Annotated in this window: 14 protein-coding genes; 7 read left to right on the top strand and 7 right to left on the bottom strand. The window is 66.7% G+C overall.

Annotated features, from left to right (window positions below; translation table 11 throughout):
• Positions 1-73: 73 nt before the first annotated feature.
• Positions 74-703 (top strand): hypothetical protein, encoded by a 630-nt coding sequence (locus MA876_RS18150; protein WP_248152843.1) that lies wholly within the window; start codon positions 74-76, stop codon positions 701-703.
• On the opposite strand, the gene MA876_RS18145 is transcribed toward MA876_RS18150, so the two are convergent.
• Positions 700-1,881 (bottom strand): hypothetical protein, encoded by a 1,182-nt coding sequence (locus MA876_RS18145; RefSeq protein WP_248152842.1) that lies wholly within the window; start codon positions 1,879-1,881, stop codon positions 700-702. The genes MA876_RS18150 and MA876_RS18145 overlap by 4 nt on opposite strands.
• Before the next feature lie 392 nt (positions 1,882-2,273).
• Between MA876_RS18145 and rplJ the strand changes: the two genes are divergently transcribed.
• Both rplJ and rplL read left to right on the top strand, forming a co-directional pair.
• Positions 2,274-2,789, top strand: coding sequence for a 50S ribosomal protein L10 (rplJ, locus tag MA876_RS18140; RefSeq protein WP_248152841.1), 516 nt, complete (start codon positions 2,274-2,276; stop codon positions 2,787-2,789).
• Positions 2,790-2,834: 45 nt separating this feature from the next.
• The gene (gene rplL, locus MA876_RS18135) at positions 2,835-3,221 is read left to right on the top strand and encodes a 50S ribosomal protein L7/L12 (RefSeq protein ID WP_248152840.1); all 387 of its coding nucleotides are present in this window, start codon (positions 2,835-2,837) and stop codon (positions 3,219-3,221) included.
• A 55-nt stretch (positions 3,222-3,276) separates the two neighbouring features.
• Here rplL and MA876_RS18130 read toward each other — a convergent pair whose 3' ends face one another.
• Positions 3,277-4,338, bottom strand: coding sequence for a LacI family DNA-binding transcriptional regulator (locus tag MA876_RS18130; protein ID WP_248152839.1), 1,062 nt, complete (start codon positions 4,336-4,338; stop codon positions 3,277-3,279).
• Positions 4,339-4,578: 240 nt separating this feature from the next.
• Between MA876_RS18130 and MA876_RS18125 the strand changes: the two genes are divergently transcribed.
• The 3 genes from MA876_RS18125 to MA876_RS18115 all read left to right on the top strand — a co-directional run bounded on the left by MA876_RS18125 (position 4,579) and on the right by MA876_RS18115 (position 7,935).
• A complete protein-coding gene (locus tag MA876_RS18125) occupies positions 4,579-5,907 on the top strand; it encodes an ABC transporter substrate-binding protein (protein ID WP_248152838.1) in 1,329 nt (442 codons plus the stop codon).
• Positions 5,908-5,995: 88 nt separating this feature from the next.
• The gene (locus MA876_RS18120; RefSeq protein ID WP_248152837.1) at positions 5,996-6,991 is read left to right on the top strand and encodes a carbohydrate ABC transporter permease; all 996 of its coding nucleotides are present in this window, start codon (positions 5,996-5,998) and stop codon (positions 6,989-6,991) included.
• Positions 6,988-7,935, top strand: a complete 948-nt coding sequence (locus tag MA876_RS18115) for a carbohydrate ABC transporter permease (protein ID WP_248152836.1) — start codon at positions 6,988-6,990, stop codon at positions 7,933-7,935. Before MA876_RS18120 ends, MA876_RS18115 begins: the two co-directional genes overlap by 4 nt.
• 56 nt (positions 7,936-7,991) lie before the next feature.
• Here the strand turns inward: MA876_RS18115 and MA876_RS18110 are convergent, their stop codons facing one another.
• Positions 7,992-10,235, bottom strand: coding sequence for an alpha-galactosidase (locus MA876_RS18110; protein ID WP_248152835.1), 2,244 nt, complete (start codon positions 10,233-10,235; stop codon positions 7,992-7,994).
• 49 nt (positions 10,236-10,284) lie between these two features.
• Here MA876_RS18110 and MA876_RS18105 point away from each other — a divergent pair, with 49 nt between their 5' ends.
• On the top strand, positions 10,285-12,720 hold the full coding sequence (locus MA876_RS18105) for an HAD-IC family P-type ATPase (RefSeq protein ID WP_248152834.1): 2,436 nt from the start codon (positions 10,285-10,287) through the stop codon (positions 12,718-12,720).
• Between the two features lie 105 nt (positions 12,721-12,825).
• On the opposite strand, the gene MA876_RS18100 is transcribed toward MA876_RS18105, so the two are convergent.
• From MA876_RS18100 to MA876_RS18085, 4 genes are all read right to left on the bottom strand, one after another.
• Positions 12,826-13,245, bottom strand: a complete 420-nt coding sequence (locus MA876_RS18100; protein ID WP_248152833.1) for a hypothetical protein — start codon at positions 13,243-13,245, stop codon at positions 12,826-12,828.
• Positions 13,246-13,261: 16 nt separating this feature from the next.
• Complete coding sequence (locus MA876_RS18095) at positions 13,262-13,945, bottom strand: DUF305 domain-containing protein (protein WP_248152832.1); 684 nt, start codon at positions 13,943-13,945, stop codon at positions 13,262-13,264.
• Positions 13,946-13,948: 3 nt separating this feature from the next.
• Positions 13,949-14,671: a thioredoxin-like domain-containing protein gene (locus tag MA876_RS18090; RefSeq protein WP_248152831.1), complete on the bottom strand. Its 723-nt coding sequence runs from the start codon at positions 14,669-14,671 to the stop codon at positions 13,949-13,951.
• A gap of 902 nt (positions 14,672-15,573) precedes the next feature.
• A partial coding sequence (locus tag MA876_RS18085) for a hypothetical protein (RefSeq protein ID WP_248152830.1) occupies positions 15,574-15,843 on the bottom strand: 270 nt, incomplete at its 5' end.

The following is a 15,843-nucleotide window of genomic DNA, read 5'->3' as shown; positions in this document are numbered from 1 at the left end:
CGTTCTGTACAAACTCTCCGCCGGGGACGCTCTGTGGAGGGAGGGCGCACACGCCACGAAATACGCTAGCCGCATGCCGAGAACGATCACCTGGGACGACTGGCTCGACGCGGGAGTCGTCGCCGGTGTGGGCGACGAACGAACCACCTTCGTGCAGGAGCGCGTCGACCTCATGCTCGCCTGGGTCCACGACGACAGCGCGTTCACTCTCGATCCCGAAGTGACCGTATGCGACGTGCTCTGCGTGGCGGCGGAACTTCTCGAGTCGATCGGCGAGTGGGATCGCGCGCTCCAGATTGCGGAAGACGCTGCGGCGGCGGGCGATGCGGAGGTGCTCGGCGCGCATCCGACGATCATCTCGATCCTTCTCTCTGCGGAGCGCGTGGATGACGCACTGGACCGAGCGCGCGAGATCTTGGTCGCCTTCCGCGACGATCCCAACGACGTCGAACCGCAGATCTTCGAGCGCGTCGGCGAGGCATTCGAGTTCGCCGACACACTCGGTGACGCGCGCACATCGACGATGGCCGAGCGGCTCTTCACCATCGGAGCGCGGCATGTGACCACGGACGACGATGGCAGGCAGTGGGGGATGCTCCTCAGCGGCCGCTACCGCGTGCGGCGGGCGCAGGGGAAGCCGATCGATGTGCAGGATGCCGAGACTGAGGAGCTCCGCCGAGAACTGGGGTGGGAGCCTCTCTAGCCTTCGGCGTCCGGCGAAGGGATCTCGATGACCTTCATGACCTCGTCGCCGTAGTCGTTGATGACCTTGATCGCGATCTTGCCCGTCGATGGCCTCTCGAAGGGAAGCGACACCGTCCGGTAGAGGGCGGCCCAGGCATCCGGATCGATGTCGGCCTTGAGAGCGCGCTCGAGCTTCTTCATCGGATCGCCGCCGCCCGTGAAGTAGCAGTGGCGCACGAAGAACGCCTCGTCGTCGTAGTCGGTGTCGATCATCCAGAGAGCGACGCGATCGGTCTGGCGACTGCGCACTGCTCCGGTGCTCGGGTCGTAGACGTCGACGCCGTGCAGTTCGATCTCGAGAAGAGGGGGGTCGACCATTGCGGCCCGCAGCTCGATGTCGGGCTCGCCGAAAACCGTGAAGAGGTTGCCGGCGCCCGTCTTCTTGAGCGCGTCTCCCATGAGCAGTTCGGCGTTCATGCGCACGAGCAGCACCTTGATGCGGCCGAGCTTGCGCTCACCCGCGACGTGGGCGAAGCCGTCATCGCCCGTATCGAGTGTCACGCCGTCCGCCTCGGTGACGCCGGTCGCCTGCGGGTCGAAGGCGAAGCCGAGCACGCAGAGCAGGTCGACGTTCGGATCCTTCAGCGCCTCGCGTGCGGCGTACTTGATGAAGCCCGGCGACACGGTGCCGTACTGCGGACCGATCGCGACCGCGACGCGACTGGGCGCGGCATCGTCGGATGCCGCGGCCCGATCGCCCACCGCCTGCACGAAGATGCCGGCGTGCGGATCGAGACTTGCGAACTCGATGCGCTCGTTGCGGCGGCCGTTCTGGATGCCCGATGCCCGCAGACTGTCGAGGATCGTCTGCGTGAAGTCGCCGCCGCTCGGGTCGGTCTCGGCTGCGTGCTCGCCGCGGGACTCGTCGCGCTCGCCGAAGCTCAGCGAGCGATACGGCGACAGGCTCTCGACCGTGAACGGCCCCGTCACGCGCACGCGCTTCTTGTCTTCGTGCGGCTTGTCGTAGAGCAGTTCGAAGTCGGCATGCCGCTTGATCGCCGCGTCGATCTGCTCGCGTGTCATCCCTTCGACGATGTCGGGATTGTTCGCGATCGACTTGAGGGTGATGTGCTGCACGCGCTCGTAGACGAAGCCTCGGCGGATGTCGCCGTGCGTTTCGGCAGGAGGGAGCGCCACCGCTCTCGACGTCCCGCCCGAAGTCTTCGTGAAGGGTCTGACCGCCTCGGATCTTCCGGACGACGTCCGGCCGTACTCCGAGGCGGACTTTCGACGCGAACTGCGCAGACGCGTCGAAGGCGGCACCGCGCTGGCCTGACTCCCCCGATTTGGCGGGTGCCCCCGCATCCCGTATGCTGGGTGTAGCCAAAGACCGCCGGTCATCGACGTGCGCGCAAGCGAACGTGATCGAAGCACTGCGAATGCAGGGGCCCGCGCAGGTGTCACGAACTCTTCTTGAAGCTCCGTGCGCTTGCGCCGGAGCTTTCGTCATTCCTGAGCGAGATCGAAGACCGGAGCCTGCGGCCGACGCCCCGCCATCGCGGAGCGTCTCGTACACACAAGGAGTGGCCATGGCGCAGAAGGATGCATCGGTCGCCGAGCTCACGAAGCAATTCGAGGACTCGACCGCCGTTCTGCTGACCGAGTACCGCGGTCTGACGGTTGCCCAGCTCAAGGAGCTGCGCAACACCATCCGTCAGGACGCGGAATACGCCGTGGTGAAGAACACGCTGACGAAGATCGCGGCCAACAAGGCCGGGATCTCTTCGCTGGACGACGACCTCAAGGGTCCGTCGGCCATCGCTTTCGTGCACGGTGACCCGGTCTCCGTCGCGAAGGGTCTGCGCGCCTTCGCCAAGGCACACCCTCTTCTCGTGATCAAGGGCGGCTTCTTCGACGGAAACCCCCTGACCGCGGATGAGGTCAACAAGCTCGCCGATCTCGAGAGCCGTGAAGTCCTGCTGGCGAAGCTCGCCGGTGCGATGAAGGCCTCGCTGACGAAGGCGGCCTACGTCTTCAACGCACTGCCGTCGAAGGCCGTTCGCACGGTCGACGCACTGCGCGAGAAGCAGGAGTCCGCGGCCTGATATCGGGCTTCGGCATAGCAAAACCCCACTACAAGGAGAATCATCATGGCAAAGCTCAGCACTGAGCAGCTGCTCGACGCGTTCAAGGAGCTCACCCTCATCGAGCTCTCCGAGTTCGTCAAGGCGTTCGAGGAGACCTTCGACGTCACCGCTGCCGCCCCCGTCGCCGTTGCTGCGGCCGGCGCCGGCGCAGGCGCCCCGGCCGAAGAGGTCGAGGAGAAGGACTCGTTCGACGTCGTCCTCGAGGCCGCCGGCGACAAGAAGATCCAGGTCATCAAGGTCGTCCGCGAGCTCACCTCGCTCGGCCTCGGTGAGGCGAAGGCCGTCGTCGACGGTGCTCCCAAGGCTGTCCTCGAGGGCGCCAACAAGGAGACCGCCGACAAGGCGAAGGCCGCTCTGGAAGAGGCCGGCGCGACGGTTACGCTCAAGTAATCACGCTCACGCGTAGGAGACCCCGGATGCCTCGGCATCCGGGGTCTTCGTCGTCTCAGGCGCCGGCGGCCGACGGGATGTCGAGACCGCCGTCGATGACGGTCGCGGACACGCGCGGATCGATCGCCGCCGTGGAGGAGCGCACGATGAGCTTCGCCTTCATCCGCACCGCGGTGCGCGGTTCGTCGGGATCGGCGATCTGTGCGAGGAGCATGTCGACGGCGACGCGGCCCTGCTCGCGCGGAGACTGCCGCAGCGTCGTCAGGGAGAACATCTCGGCGTACTCGTGGTCGTCGATCCCGATGACGCTGAGCTGGCCGGGAACCTGCACCCCGAGCCGGCGCGCGGCGATGATCGCGCCGATCGCGACCTCGTCGCACGATGCGACGACGGCGGTGCAACGGTTGCGGGTGTCGCTCAACGCGTCGACGGCGGCGGCGTAGCCGCCGGGAAGCGTGACATCCGATTCGATGTGGCGGACGCTGTCGGCGAGCCCGGCATCCTGCATCGCCGCCTCGTAGCCGCCGAACCGCCGACGGTCGACCTGCGCCCAGTGGCGATCGGTCTGCCCGCCCAGGAACGCGATCCTGCGGTGACCGAGCGCGATCAGATGGTCCGTCGCTCGGCGCGCGGCGTAGTCGTCGTCGATCTCGACGATGGATGTCGCATCCCCCGAGCCGACGACGCTCACGACCGGGCGTCCGATCCTGACGAGCTGCTCGAGTTCGTGGTGATCGGGTTCGAGACCCACCGCGATGAGACCGTCGAAACGGCTTCGCGCGAGGAAGTCGCCGAAGATGCGCGCCCGCCCGGGACTCGCCGGTTTCGCGTCGTACAGCGTGAGGTCGAGCCCCCGCTCGAGCAGGATCTCCTGGATGCCCTCGAGCACCTCGGCGAAGAACCAGCGGTTCAGATACGGCATGACCACGCCGATGTTCTGCGTCTTGCCGGTGGCGAGACTCACGGCGTTGGTCGACGGGACGTAGCCGATCTCGGCGGCGGCCGCCTCGACACGGAGGCGGGTGTCATCCGACACGTACCCCGTACCCCCGAGGGCGCGGCTGGCGGTCGACTTCGACACACCCGCCCTGCGTGCGACCTCCGCGATACCGCTCATCGGTGAGTCAGCCTTTCCGCGTCATGACCGGAACAAGCATGGCACGAAGCGCGACGTATGGGAACGGTTCCATGAATCCATCAATGTGAATCCAACTTTTAAATGCCCGCTGATCTGGGATAGAGCAATCTTCCGCGGGGGAGGAAAGCTAGCGTGGTTGTGCGAACCGGCTCACATCCCATACCGTGTGTGGGAACGGTTCCCTATGGAATCGCCCGTGACTCGAGGAGGAGAACACACATGGGCATGTCACAGCAGCAACGACGGCTCCTGATCCCCGTGGCAGCTCTGGCGGTGGCCGGGCTCGCGCTCGCCGGATGTTCCGGCGGTGGTGGGGGCGACGACGGCGGCGGCGGAGACGGCACCGTCACGATCATGGGCGCGTTCACCGACGCCCAGGCCGCGGCTTTCCAGGCGGACCTGGACGCGTGGTCGGAGGAGAGCGGCATCACCGTGACCTACGACGGCAACACGGACTTTCAAACGGCGGTCGTCGCACGAGCGACGGCGGGCAACCCGCCCGACATCGCGATCTACCCGCAGCCGGGTGTGCTCAAGAGCCAGACCAACACGCTCTTCCCGCTCGAGGACCTCGGAATCGACGTTGAGGCGATCACCGCGGACGAGGCGAACGGCCTGGGTACGATCGCCGCGACCGAGGACGGCACCTTCGGCCTGCCGTACTCGATCAACGTGAAGTCGCTGGTCTGGTATAACCCGGCGGCCTTCGAAGCGGCCGGCCTCACTGTGCCCACCACCGACGAAGAGCTCTCGGCGATCCAAGACACCATCATGAACGACGGTCTCGGGTATCCCTGGTGCGTCGGTCTCGAGGCAGGCGCCGCGACGGGCTGGCCGGCGACCGACTGGCTCGAGGAGTATGTCCTGCGCTACGGCGGACTCGATGAATACAACAGCTGGATCGCGGGCGACACCCTCTTCACGAGCGATGTCGTCGAGGAGGCCGGCACGAAGGTGGCCGACGAACTCCTCGCGCCTGACAAGGTGAACGGCGGCGGCGCGGCCGCTGCGACGACATCGTTCCAGACCGCGGGCAACCAGCTGTTCGTCTCCGGCAAGGAGAACGGCCAGTGCTTCATGATGCGTCAGGGTTCGTTCATCGCGGACTTCTTCCCCGACGAAATCAAGGCGCAGATCGCCGACAACGACCTCTCGAACATCAACTTCTTCCAGTTGCCCTCACCCGAGGGAACGGACACGGCGATGCTCGGCGGAGGCGACCTGGTGGGCGCATTCACCAACAACGAGAACACGAAGGCGGTCGTGGAGTACATCACCGGCAAGGAGTTCGGCACCAACGGCTATGCAAGCCAGGCCATCTTCCTCTCGCCGCACAACGACTTCGACACGTCGAACTACACGACCGAGTTCCAGAAGAACGCCCAGGAACTCCTCGCCGCGTCGACGCTGTTCGGATTCGACGCCTCCGACCAGATGCCCGGCGAGGTCGGAGCCGGGACGGAGTGGACGGAACTGACGAGCTGGTTCGCCGGCCAGAAGAGCATGGAACAGGCCTTCGAGGCGATCGACGCCTCCTGGCCGCGGTAGTCATCACCTGATCCGACCGGTGCCGGGGGACGACCCCGGCACCGGTCGGCCCACCCACACCTTCCCCACAATGACGTAGGCGGCAACGATGGCAATACTCAGTGCAGTCATCTCCGTGGTCCTCGGACTCGGAGTCTCGTTCCTGATCTTCTGGGGCCTCAACTGGCTCACCGAGAAGACGCCCGACAAGACGAAGGCGCGGTTGCTGCCATATGTCTTCCTCTTCCCCGTGATCATCCTCGTCGGGATCTTCCTGCTGTACCCGGCGATCCGGACGATCATCGAGAGCTTCATGGAACAGAGTGCACGTCGCGGCGAGAGCGCGACGTTCGTGGGCTTCGACAACTACGTCGACCTCTTCACCGATCCGAACTTCCTCGGTGTCCTGTTGAACAACGCCCTGTGGGTGCTGGTCGTGCCCGCGGCATCCGTTCTCATCGGACTGCTCGTGGCGACGCTCACCGACCGCCTCGGCAAGAAGCGCGAGACGACGTTCAAGTCGATGATCTTCCTGCCGATGGCGATCAGCGGCGTGGCTGCCGCCGTGACCTGGAGATTCATCTACTTCTACGCGCCGCCGGGAAACCCGCAGATCTATCTGCTCAACGAGATCTGGACGACGATCACGGGCGGCGATCCCGTACCGTGGCTCACGATCGATGCCGGACGCCTCAACAGCTTCCTCATCATGTTCATCGGAATCTGGCTGCAGGTCGGCTTCGCGATGGTCCTGCTCTCCGCTGCGATCAAGGGAGTACCCGAAGAGACGATCGAGGCCGCGCGCATCGACGGGGCGAGTGAGCGACGACTCTTCTTCGGGGTCATCGTGCCGCAGATCCGCGGAACGATCATCGCCGTCTTCGTCACGGTCGTCATCTTCGTCATGAAGATCTTCGACATCATCTACGCGATGACCGGCGGCCAGTACCAGACCAGCGTGCTCGCGGTCGAGTTCTACACGCAGCTGTTCAGCTTCCAGAACCCGGGTAAGGCCGCGGCCGTCGTCATCGTCCTGATGATCGCTGTCGTGCCCCTCATCGTCTACCAAGTCCGCAGCTACAAGTCGCAGGAGGAACTCCGATGATCGACATGCCGACCCCCGTCGTCGACGAGGACAACAACACTCGGACGATCACGACAGGCGGCAAGCGCTCGAAGCGGCCGACCGAGGGGGATCGTCGCAAGCCGCACGTGCTCGTGACGATCATCATGGCGATCATCGCGATCGCGTGGCTTTTCCCGCTGCTGGGGCTTCTCATCACAAGCTTCCGAACCAAGGCGGCTGCGGATGCCACGGGCTGGTGGACGGTCTTCACCGATCCGCTCGGCGCCGGATTCACATTGGACGGCTTCTCATCCGCGTGGGAGGCGCTCGATGTCGGCACGACGTTCTGGAATTCGCTCGCCGTCACGATTCCCGCGACGATCCTGCCGATCATGGTGGCCGCGATGGCTGCCTACGCGTTCACGTTCTTCCAGTTCCGGGGCAAGGAGATCTACTTCGCGATCGTGCTCGGCCTCATGGTCGTGCCGATCCAGCTCGCGATCATCCCGATCCTGCAGCTGTTCGTGTGGTTCGGGAACACCACGGGGATCCAGATCATCGGCCAGTACCCGGCGGCCTGGATCGTGCACTCGACCTTCGCCCTGCCGCTCGCGATCTACATCCTGCGCAACTACATGCAGACGCTGCCCAACGCCCTGATCGAGGCCGCGCGCGTCGACGGCGCGAGCCACTTCCAGATCTTCTGGCGGCTCATCGTCCCGATGTCGGTGCCCGCGCTGGCCTCGTTCGCGATCTTCCAGTTCCTCTGGGTGTGGAACGACTTCCTCGTGGCGTACATCTTCATCCAGTCGGGTCCCAACGCGGTCATGACGCAGGGGCTCTACACGCTGCTGGGTCAGTACGGACAGGGGTGGCAGCGGGTCGCGGCCGGCTCGTTCATCACCCTCGTCGTGCCGCTGGTGATCTTCTTCGCACTGCAGCGGTTCTTCGTGCGCGGTCTCACCGCGGGTTCGGTCAAGTAGCTGGGGAAGCGATGAAGGGCGCGGCACCGGGGGGAGCCGCGCCCTTCATCGTGTGCTCATTCGACGGCCGTGACGCGGTACATCACGAGCTGGTCCGGGTTCACACGCGGTGAGGCGAGACCCGTCTCGTGGAGCAGGTCGCCACGGAAGACCCCGCCCGGGAACGACACGTCCGACCGCTCGTGGCGATCCCAGTACTCCTGCGCGGCGAGTGCCTCGGCGTCGCTCGGCCGGCCCCACCACTCGGGAGCGATGAGCCCCGAGGGCAGCGCGCCGATGAACAACGGCGCGACCCGGTACCGACGATCCGGGTCGAGACCGCGCAGACGCAGGCGTGCCGGTGGATCGGGACGGATGCCGCCGAGAACCGCGACGCTGAACAGAGCGCTCGTCCGGTCGGACGCGACGACCCCGTGGGCGATGACGTCCGGGTCGGGAGCGTCGATGCGTACGAGCTCGCCCCCGAGCAGCAGCTCCCGCTCGGAGCGGTAGAAGTCGATCCAGCGGGCGAGACGCTCCAGGTCCGTCTCGGAGACATCCCCGAGGTCCCACTCGATGCCGAAGTGCCCGAAGACCGCAGTGCCCGCGCGGAACGACAGATCCATCACGCGCCCGGTCGTGTGCGAGCGCTCCGATGCGATGTGGGTGCCGAGGAACTCGGGCGGCACGAGTTGCGCCGTCCAGCGGTTCATCGACTGCCGGTCGTGCGGATCGCTGTTGTCGGACACCCACACGCGGTCGGTCAGCTCGAGCACCCCGAGGTCGACGCGTCCGCCACCCGACGAGCACGACTCGATCTCGAGCCCGGGATGCGCGTCGCGCAGCTCGCGCAGCAGACGGTAGAACGCGAGCGTCTGCGCATGCACGACCGGCCGCCCGCCGTCGGTGGGGTCGCCGGCCTCGATGAGATCGCGATTGTGATCCCACTTGATGTAGTCGATCGCGTACTCGTCGAGGATCGCCGCCATCTGAGCCTTCACATGCGCGTACGCACCCGGGTGGGCGAGATTCAGCACGTGCTGGAAGCGCGACTCGATCGGCAGGTCGGCGCGCGCCGCCATGATCCACTCCGGGTGCGCACGAGCGAGGTCGCTGTCGAGATTGATCATCTCGGGTTCGAACCACAGGCCGAACTGCATTCCGCGCTCGTGGACGTGGTCGACGAGCGGATGCAGGCCCTCCGGCCACACGTCGGGCGACACGACCCAGTCGCCGAGTCCGGCGCGGTCGTGTCGGCGTCCGCCGAACCAGCCGTCGTCGAGGACGAAACGCTCGATGCCGATCTGCGCGGCACTGTCGGCGAGGGCCGTGAGCTCGCCCGCATCGTGGCGGAAGTAGACCGCCTCCCACACGTTGAGCGTGACGGGGCGATCCGGCCCCGGTGCGTCGACGCGCGCGCGCAGGTGCGCGTGGAAGCGCTTGGCCACGGCATCCAATCCGTCGCCGAAGGACCCGTAGACCCACGGACCCTCGTACGAAGAGCCGTTCTCCAGCACGATCTCGCCCGGAAGGAGCAGCTCGCCACCGCCGAGCACCTGCTCGCCCGTGAATACGCGCTCGGCGTAATGGCGGTGGTCACCGCTCCAGGCGGTGTGGACGGCCCACACGCGGCCGTCCGCGAATCCGAAGCCCGGGACGCCGGCGTGCAGCACGAACGCGCTGTCGGCGCCGGTGCGGCCGCGGCGGTTCTCGCGAAGATGAATGCCGCCACGCAGCGGCGTGCGCTGCGGCACGCGCTCGCCGTTGTGCCGGCCTGTGAAGTCGAGCAGTTCGGTGGCTTCGGCCGGGATCGGCAGGGCCAGCGCGAGGTCGTCGAGCGTGTAGGCGTCGTCGGTGCGATTCGTCACCGTCGCACGTGTGCGCACGAGTCCGCTCGGCAGCAGCTCGATCACGAGCCGCAGCGCGAGGCGACCCGCGTCGTCGACGGCGTGGAAGACCAGTTCTCCGGCACCGGCGTCGACGAACCCGTCGACCGGCGCGCCGCCTGACTCGATGCGCTCCACGACGAATCGCGGTGACCACCCGGAGCCGGCGAAAGAACCCGAGAGCCCGGGTCGGCCGATCCACCCCGCATGGTGCTCGGGCAGCACGGCGAGGCGCAGCGGGGTCTCGGGATTGTTCGACCCGATGACCGGGACGACGGCGTCGCACAGTGCTTCCGCCGCGACCGCATCCAGGGAGGCGAGCGCGGGACCCCAGTGCACGATCGCCGGCAGGCGCCCGCCGCGTGCGTCCACGAGCAGCGAGACCCCGGCAGCGGAGACATGGATGACGGATGAATCAGTGGTCACGGCATCCATTCTCCCGTTGCTCATGCACGCGGCAGAAGGGCGTCGTTAGTGTGAGTCCATGGATGCCGCTCCCGTCGCGACCTCGTCACCATCCGTCGATCCCGCGGTCGGGCTCACCGCCGCGGATGTCGCCGAACGGATCGCCGCGGGCGAGACCAACGCGTACAAGGCCGACACGAGCCGGGGCGTGTGGAGCATCGTCCGCGCGAATGTCTTCACGCTCTTCAACGGGATCGTCTTCTCGTGCTTCTTCGTGCTGCTGCTGCTCGGCCGTTGGCAGGATGCGATCTTCGGTCTCGCCGCGTTCGCGAACTCGATCATCGGCTGCTGGCAGGAGTTCCGCGCGAAGGCCGCGCTCGACAAGCTCGCGCTGCTCAACGCCTCGGCGGCGCGCGTGCGCCGGGACGGCGTCGAGGTCGAGCTGCCGCCCGGCGAGGTCGTGAAGGGCGACATCCTCGTGCTGCGCGCGGGGGACGAGGTCCCCGCCGACGCGCTCGTCGTCGAGTCGCGCGCGCTGCAGATCGACGAGTCGATGCTCACGGGCGAGTCCGATGCGGTCGACAAGAAGCCCGGAGACCAGGCGCTGTCGGCATCGATCGTGGTGGCGGGCGAGGGCGCGGCACAGGTGAACCGCGTGGGCGCCGACTCGTACGCCAACCAGTTCGCCGGCGAGGCGAAGCGGTTCTCGCTCGTCTCGTCCGAGCTGCGCACGTCGGTCAACCGCGTTCTGAAATGGGTGGGGTGGGGGATCGGCCCGATCGGCCTGCTCGTGCTCAACGCGCAGATGATGGTGTCCGGCGGGTGGGTGACGGCGTGGGAGACGGGAACGTGGGTGCAGGCGGTCGTCAACACGATCGCGTCGCTCACGGCGATGATTCCGCTCGGCCTGGTGCTGATGACGAGCATCGCGTTCGCGGTCGGTGCCGCCAAGCTGGCTGCCCGCAAGGTGCTCGTCAACGAGCTCCCCGCCGTCGAGGGCCTCGCGCGCGTCGACGTCGTCTGTCTCGACAAGACCGGCACGCTCACGGCGGGCGACATCGATTTCGACGGAGCCCACCCGCTCGACGGGGGATTGGCAGGATTCGAGCCCGTGCTCGCGTGGTACGGCGCTGCCCCCGACGCGAACGCGACGGCGAAGTGCCTCCGTGAGCCCTACCCGGTCACGGCAGCGCTCGAGGTCGCGGCCTACATCCCCTTCTCGTCGGCCCGCAAGTGGAGCGCCGTGTCGTTCTCGGGCGCCGAGTCGGGCACGTGGGTGCTCGGGGCGCCGGAGATGGTGTTCGGGGATGCCGCGACCGACGCGTCTTCGCCGCTCGGCCGGGTCGTGACCGAGCTCGCCTCGACGGGACGGCGCACGCTCGTCCTCGGCCGGGCTGCGGCATCCATCGACGAAGCCGACGTCGAAGCCGAGCGACTGCCCGACGGAGTCGTGCCCGTCGTCGTGCTGACGTTCCGCGAGCAGGTCCGGCCGGATGCCGCGCAGACGCTCGCCTACTTCGCCGAGCAGGGCGTCGGCATCCGCGTCATCTCCGGCGACAACCCGCGCACCGTCGCCGCGATCGCGCGCGAGGTGGGGCTGGACGCTCCCGAAGGGTTCGACGCGCGCAAGCTCCCCGACGACGACGCGGAACTCGGTCGCGTGCTCGAGGAGAACCTCGTGTTCGGCCGCGTCACGCCCGAGCAGAAGAAGCGCATGGTCGTCGCGCTGCAGTCGAAGGGTCACACGGTCGCGATGACCGGCGACGGTGTGAACGACGCCCTCGCGATCAAGACGGCCGACATCGGCATCGCGATGAACTCGGGAGCCGCCGCGACGAAGGCGGTCGCGCGGCTCGTGCTGCTCGACGGTCAGTTCTCGCACCTGCCCGACGTCGTCGCCGAGGGGCGCCAGGTCATCGCCAACATCGAGCGCGTCTCGATGCTGTTCCTGACCAAGACCGCCTACGCGACAGGCCTCGCGATCCTGTTCGGCGTCATGGTGATGGAGTTCCCGTTCCTGCCGCGGCAGCTCTCGATCACGGACGGCCTGACGATCGGCATCCCGGCGTTCTTCCTCGCCCTGCTGCCCAACGCGCAGCGCTACGTCCCCGGGTTCCTGCGGCGCTCGTTGAGCTTCGCGATCCCCGCGGGCATCATCATCGCGATCGCCCTGACCGTCTACACGCGGCTCGCGATGGCGCTCGAGGTGCCGGAGGCCGAATTGCGGACGGGATCGACGATCATCCTCGCGATCGTCGGAATCTGGGTGCTCACGGTGCTCTCGCGGCCCGTCACGCGAGTCAAGGCGCTCGTGATCGGCGCGATGTTCATCGGGCTCGTGCTGGTCTTCAGCATCCCGCTCGCCACCGAGTTCTTCCAGCTCGTCGACCCGGGTCGGGAATGCGCGTGGCTCATCGCCGGCATCACGATCCTCACGATCGGCGGCATCGAGATCGTGCGCTTCTTCCACCGCCGCTTCGTCGCGCGGTCGCTCGCGGCGGGCGCGGGACGCTGATCCACGAAACCACGCATTCTCACCGAAACCACACGCTTTCGCCGCCGAAAGAGCGTGGGTTCGGTGAAAGTGCGTGGGTTCGGCGAACGAGTGGATGCCGGAGCGCTACATCCTGACCTGAGCCGCGTTCGCGAAGAACCGCGAGCCCGGCGGCAGCCAGAGCGCGGCGAGGACCGCGATCTCGAGGATGCCCTGCGTGATCGCCGACCACTGCCAGCCGTCGGTGGTGACGATCGTCGTCACCCGGAGTGCGAGCGAGATCACGAGGTAGATCGTGATGAGCGTGCGCGAGAAGCGGCTGCCGCGCGCGAGGCCCGATGCGACCGCGACGATGAGCAGGCCGAGCAGGATGATCGCGGCACCCAGCAGCGAGACAGGCAGCACCTCGTCGCCCGGCACCTCGTAGCGGCTGAGGAGCACGAGGATCCCGAGCGCGACGCTCGCGAACGCCGTGATGTACACGAGGACGATCGCGATCGTGACGACCACGGGTCGTTTGACGGTGACGGTGGATGCCTCGCTCACGCGCCCAGGTTAGCGCTCAGCCGGCGCACTGCAGGCGCGACTGCATGGACTCCATCGCGTCGATCTCGGCTGTCTGGCCGTTCTTCATCGCTTCGGCGACCGCCTGAGCGCGCGGATCGGACCCGAGGTCGAGCAGCGCTTCGGCCATAGGGATCGCGCCCTGGTGGTGGCGGATCATGAGCTCGAGGAAGAGACAGTCCGCTGTCTGGCCGGTCGCGGCATCCAGCTCTCGCAGTTCGTCGTCCGACGCCATGCCCATCGCTTCACGGAGCTCTTCGTCGGTCAGCGCCTCGCCGGTCGCGGTGACACCGTGATCGTGACCGCCGTCTGTCGCCGTCATCCACGACATGAGCGGGCCGCCGGACTGCGAAAGCCCCCACTTGACGAGCCAGTCGTACATCTGGCCCTTCTGCTCGGCCTGCGATGTCGCGATGTCGTACGCGAGGATGCGCAGCTCTTCGTCGTCGGTCTTGCGGTAGATCGTCATCGCCATGTCGATCGCCTGCGCGTGGTGCAGCTGCATGTCGCGTGCGAACCCGGCATCCGCCGAATCCGTCGAGGGCGTCACGACCGACGAGGTCGCGCCGAACGTCGAGAAGCGGCCGATCGCGAACGCGAGACCGGCGACACCGAGCGCGATGACGGCGATGAGCAGCCAGCGTCGCCACCCGGCGACGGGCTGCTCACCGCTGTCGGTCATCGTCTACTGCTTGCCCGGGCCGTCGATGGCACCCGTGCAGAGGGCACCGGGCTCGGGAACGTCGTCCGAACGCCAGTACTCCTCGAAGAACTCCGCGATGCGCGGGTCATCGGCGGAGTCCACCTTGAGCTGGTGGTTCCAGTTGCTCACGGCGATCGGGGTGTCCATGCCTTCGTACGGCGACAGGATCGCGTACGTCGAGGGCAGGGTGCTCTCGAGGGTCGCGAGGTCGTCGCCCGAGATCACCGCGGGGTCGTACGTGACCCAGACGGCGCCGTGTTCGAGCGCGTGCACGGCGTTCTCGTTCTGCTGCGGCTGGTCGTAGACGCCGCAGTTGAGCCACACGGCGTTGTGGGGTCCGCCGGCGGGCGGATTCTGCGGGTAGTCGACCGTTCCCTCGACGTGGGTCGTCTCGTTGTCGAAGGTCTCGACGCCCTCGATCGTCGCGCCCGAGCCGCCGGCCGTGTACGACGCGGGGGGAGCGGGCTGGAAGACGATGGATGCCACGATCGCGCCGATGACGATGACCGCCGCCGCCGAGCCCACGGTCCACCACACGATCTTGCCGCGCTTGCGCTTCGCGAGCTGCTTCTGGTACTCGGCGAGCTTCTGCTGGCGCTTCTGCTCGCGCTGCTGCTTGACGGTCAGGTTGATCTCGGCCTGCTTGGCCGGATTGCCGCTCGCACGCTTGTCTGCGGGCGGCGGGGGAGTCGTGCTCGGGGTCATGGAGGCCTCGTGTGGGTGAGCTGCTGTGTAGCCGGAGTCGGCGGATCCAGCCTATTCGGCTGAATGATCAGCTGGCTGGGAACCGCCCGAATCGATCCCGCAGGTTTCGGGCTGCTCAGTAGACGCAGCCAGCGGTGGGCGGCGACGTTGGCGCGAGTCAGCTTCGCCGATTAGGCAACGTAACCACCGATGAATAGTGAGATCGCGACGATGGCTGACAGGACGTACTCGACGCTCCGTCTTACGGGGGGTTGGGGAACTCGCCACTGGGTCGTCGCGTCACGGTCATCGGCCGGGGGCATAGGGACGGAAAGTTCTCCAGCGCGGTACGACTGGATCGAACCCCATACCAGCCGAGCCAACGCAACGATCGCGACTGCCCCTGCGAGGAGTAGGAGGGCCACCCGCGCGGGGGTAGGAACCGTCGCAGACACACAGTTCGTCGCCCAGCTGGAGTATCTGACGACTCCGCTCGCAAGAATCGCGGCACCGGCAATGGATCCGACGATCGGGGGAGTCCCGGCGAACGCACTACGCCAGCCACCGGAGAGCCTATTGCCACGGTTCACAAGGCGAGCGAACCATGCTCCATAGGCGCTGAAGTACGCGCCAGCAGCAATCCACAGCTGCAAGATGAGCAACTCTGACGTACAACTCAAAGGACGCCCCTTATCTCAACGATCACTCATAGGTACCAGTTGAACATCAGAGCGCATCCGCCCCCTAGGCCAAACGAGCTGCCTAAACCGCCGGTCAGAGCGCCTTCAGTTCCCGACTGACTAGACATGAAGAAGCCCCCTTCCCCGTAAACACCAACGATTGCTGAGGCGCTGCACGTGCCGCTGAGTCCGGCAGTACTGATCGTGGGCGCGTTCGCAACCCTGCCGGTGGATAGCGTCAGATCAAAGTTCGCTTTCATGCCGAGTCCAAGGCTGATGCTGCCGTCGCTGACTGCGCCGCAAACGAGCAAGCAGGCCGAAACCGAGGAAGACTTCGCCCCAGCGTTCCACCAGCGAATCAACTCCTTGATCCACTTGTCGTTGGGGGGTGTGTCCGATAAACGGTGGATCTGGTCTGGCGGTCATTAGTTGATACGGCCTTCGAATGCGATCGCGAACGCGTTCAGCGCCGGCTTCCACCTCGTCGCCCAGCGTGCCCTGCCCCGGCCGGTC

This window comes from Microbacterium aoyamense, assembly GCF_023155855.1.
Taxonomy (GTDB): domain Bacteria; phylum Actinomycetota; class Actinomycetes; order Actinomycetales; family Microbacteriaceae; genus Microbacterium; species Microbacterium aoyamense.
Note: the sequence above shows the minus strand (reverse complement) of the source record. Positions and strands in the feature narration are given on the sequence as shown.

Coding starts and splice junctions, on each gene's coding strand:
- rplL (WP_248152840.1), top strand. CDS start 2,835: ATGGCAAAGCTCAGCACTGAGCAGCTGCTCGACGCGTTCAAGGAGCTC.
- MA876_RS18095 (WP_248152832.1), bottom strand. CDS start 13,945: ATGACCGACAGCGGTGAGCAGCCCGTCGCCGGGTGGCGACGCTGGCTG.
- MA876_RS18150 (WP_248152843.1), top strand. CDS start 74: ATGCCGAGAACGATCACCTGGGACGACTGGCTCGACGCGGGAGTCGTC.
- MA876_RS18120 (WP_248152837.1), top strand. CDS start 5,996: ATGGCAATACTCAGTGCAGTCATCTCCGTGGTCCTCGGACTCGGAGTC.
- rplJ (WP_248152841.1), top strand. CDS start 2,274: ATGGCGCAGAAGGATGCATCGGTCGCCGAGCTCACGAAGCAATTCGAG.
- MA876_RS18125 (WP_248152838.1), top strand. CDS start 4,579: ATGGGCATGTCACAGCAGCAACGACGGCTCCTGATCCCCGTGGCAGCT.
- MA876_RS18105 (WP_248152834.1), top strand. CDS start 10,285: ATGGATGCCGCTCCCGTCGCGACCTCGTCACCATCCGTCGATCCCGCG.
- MA876_RS18090 (WP_248152831.1), bottom strand. CDS start 14,671: ATGACCCCGAGCACGACTCCCCCGCCGCCCGCAGACAAGCGTGCGAGC.
- MA876_RS18110 (WP_248152835.1), bottom strand. CDS start 10,235: ATGGATGCCGTGACCACTGATTCATCCGTCATCCATGTCTCCGCTGCC.
- MA876_RS18115 (WP_248152836.1), top strand. CDS start 6,988: ATGATCGACATGCCGACCCCCGTCGTCGACGAGGACAACAACACTCGG.
- MA876_RS18130 (WP_248152839.1), bottom strand. CDS start 4,338: ATGAGCGGTATCGCGGAGGTCGCACGCAGGGCGGGTGTGTCGAAGTCG.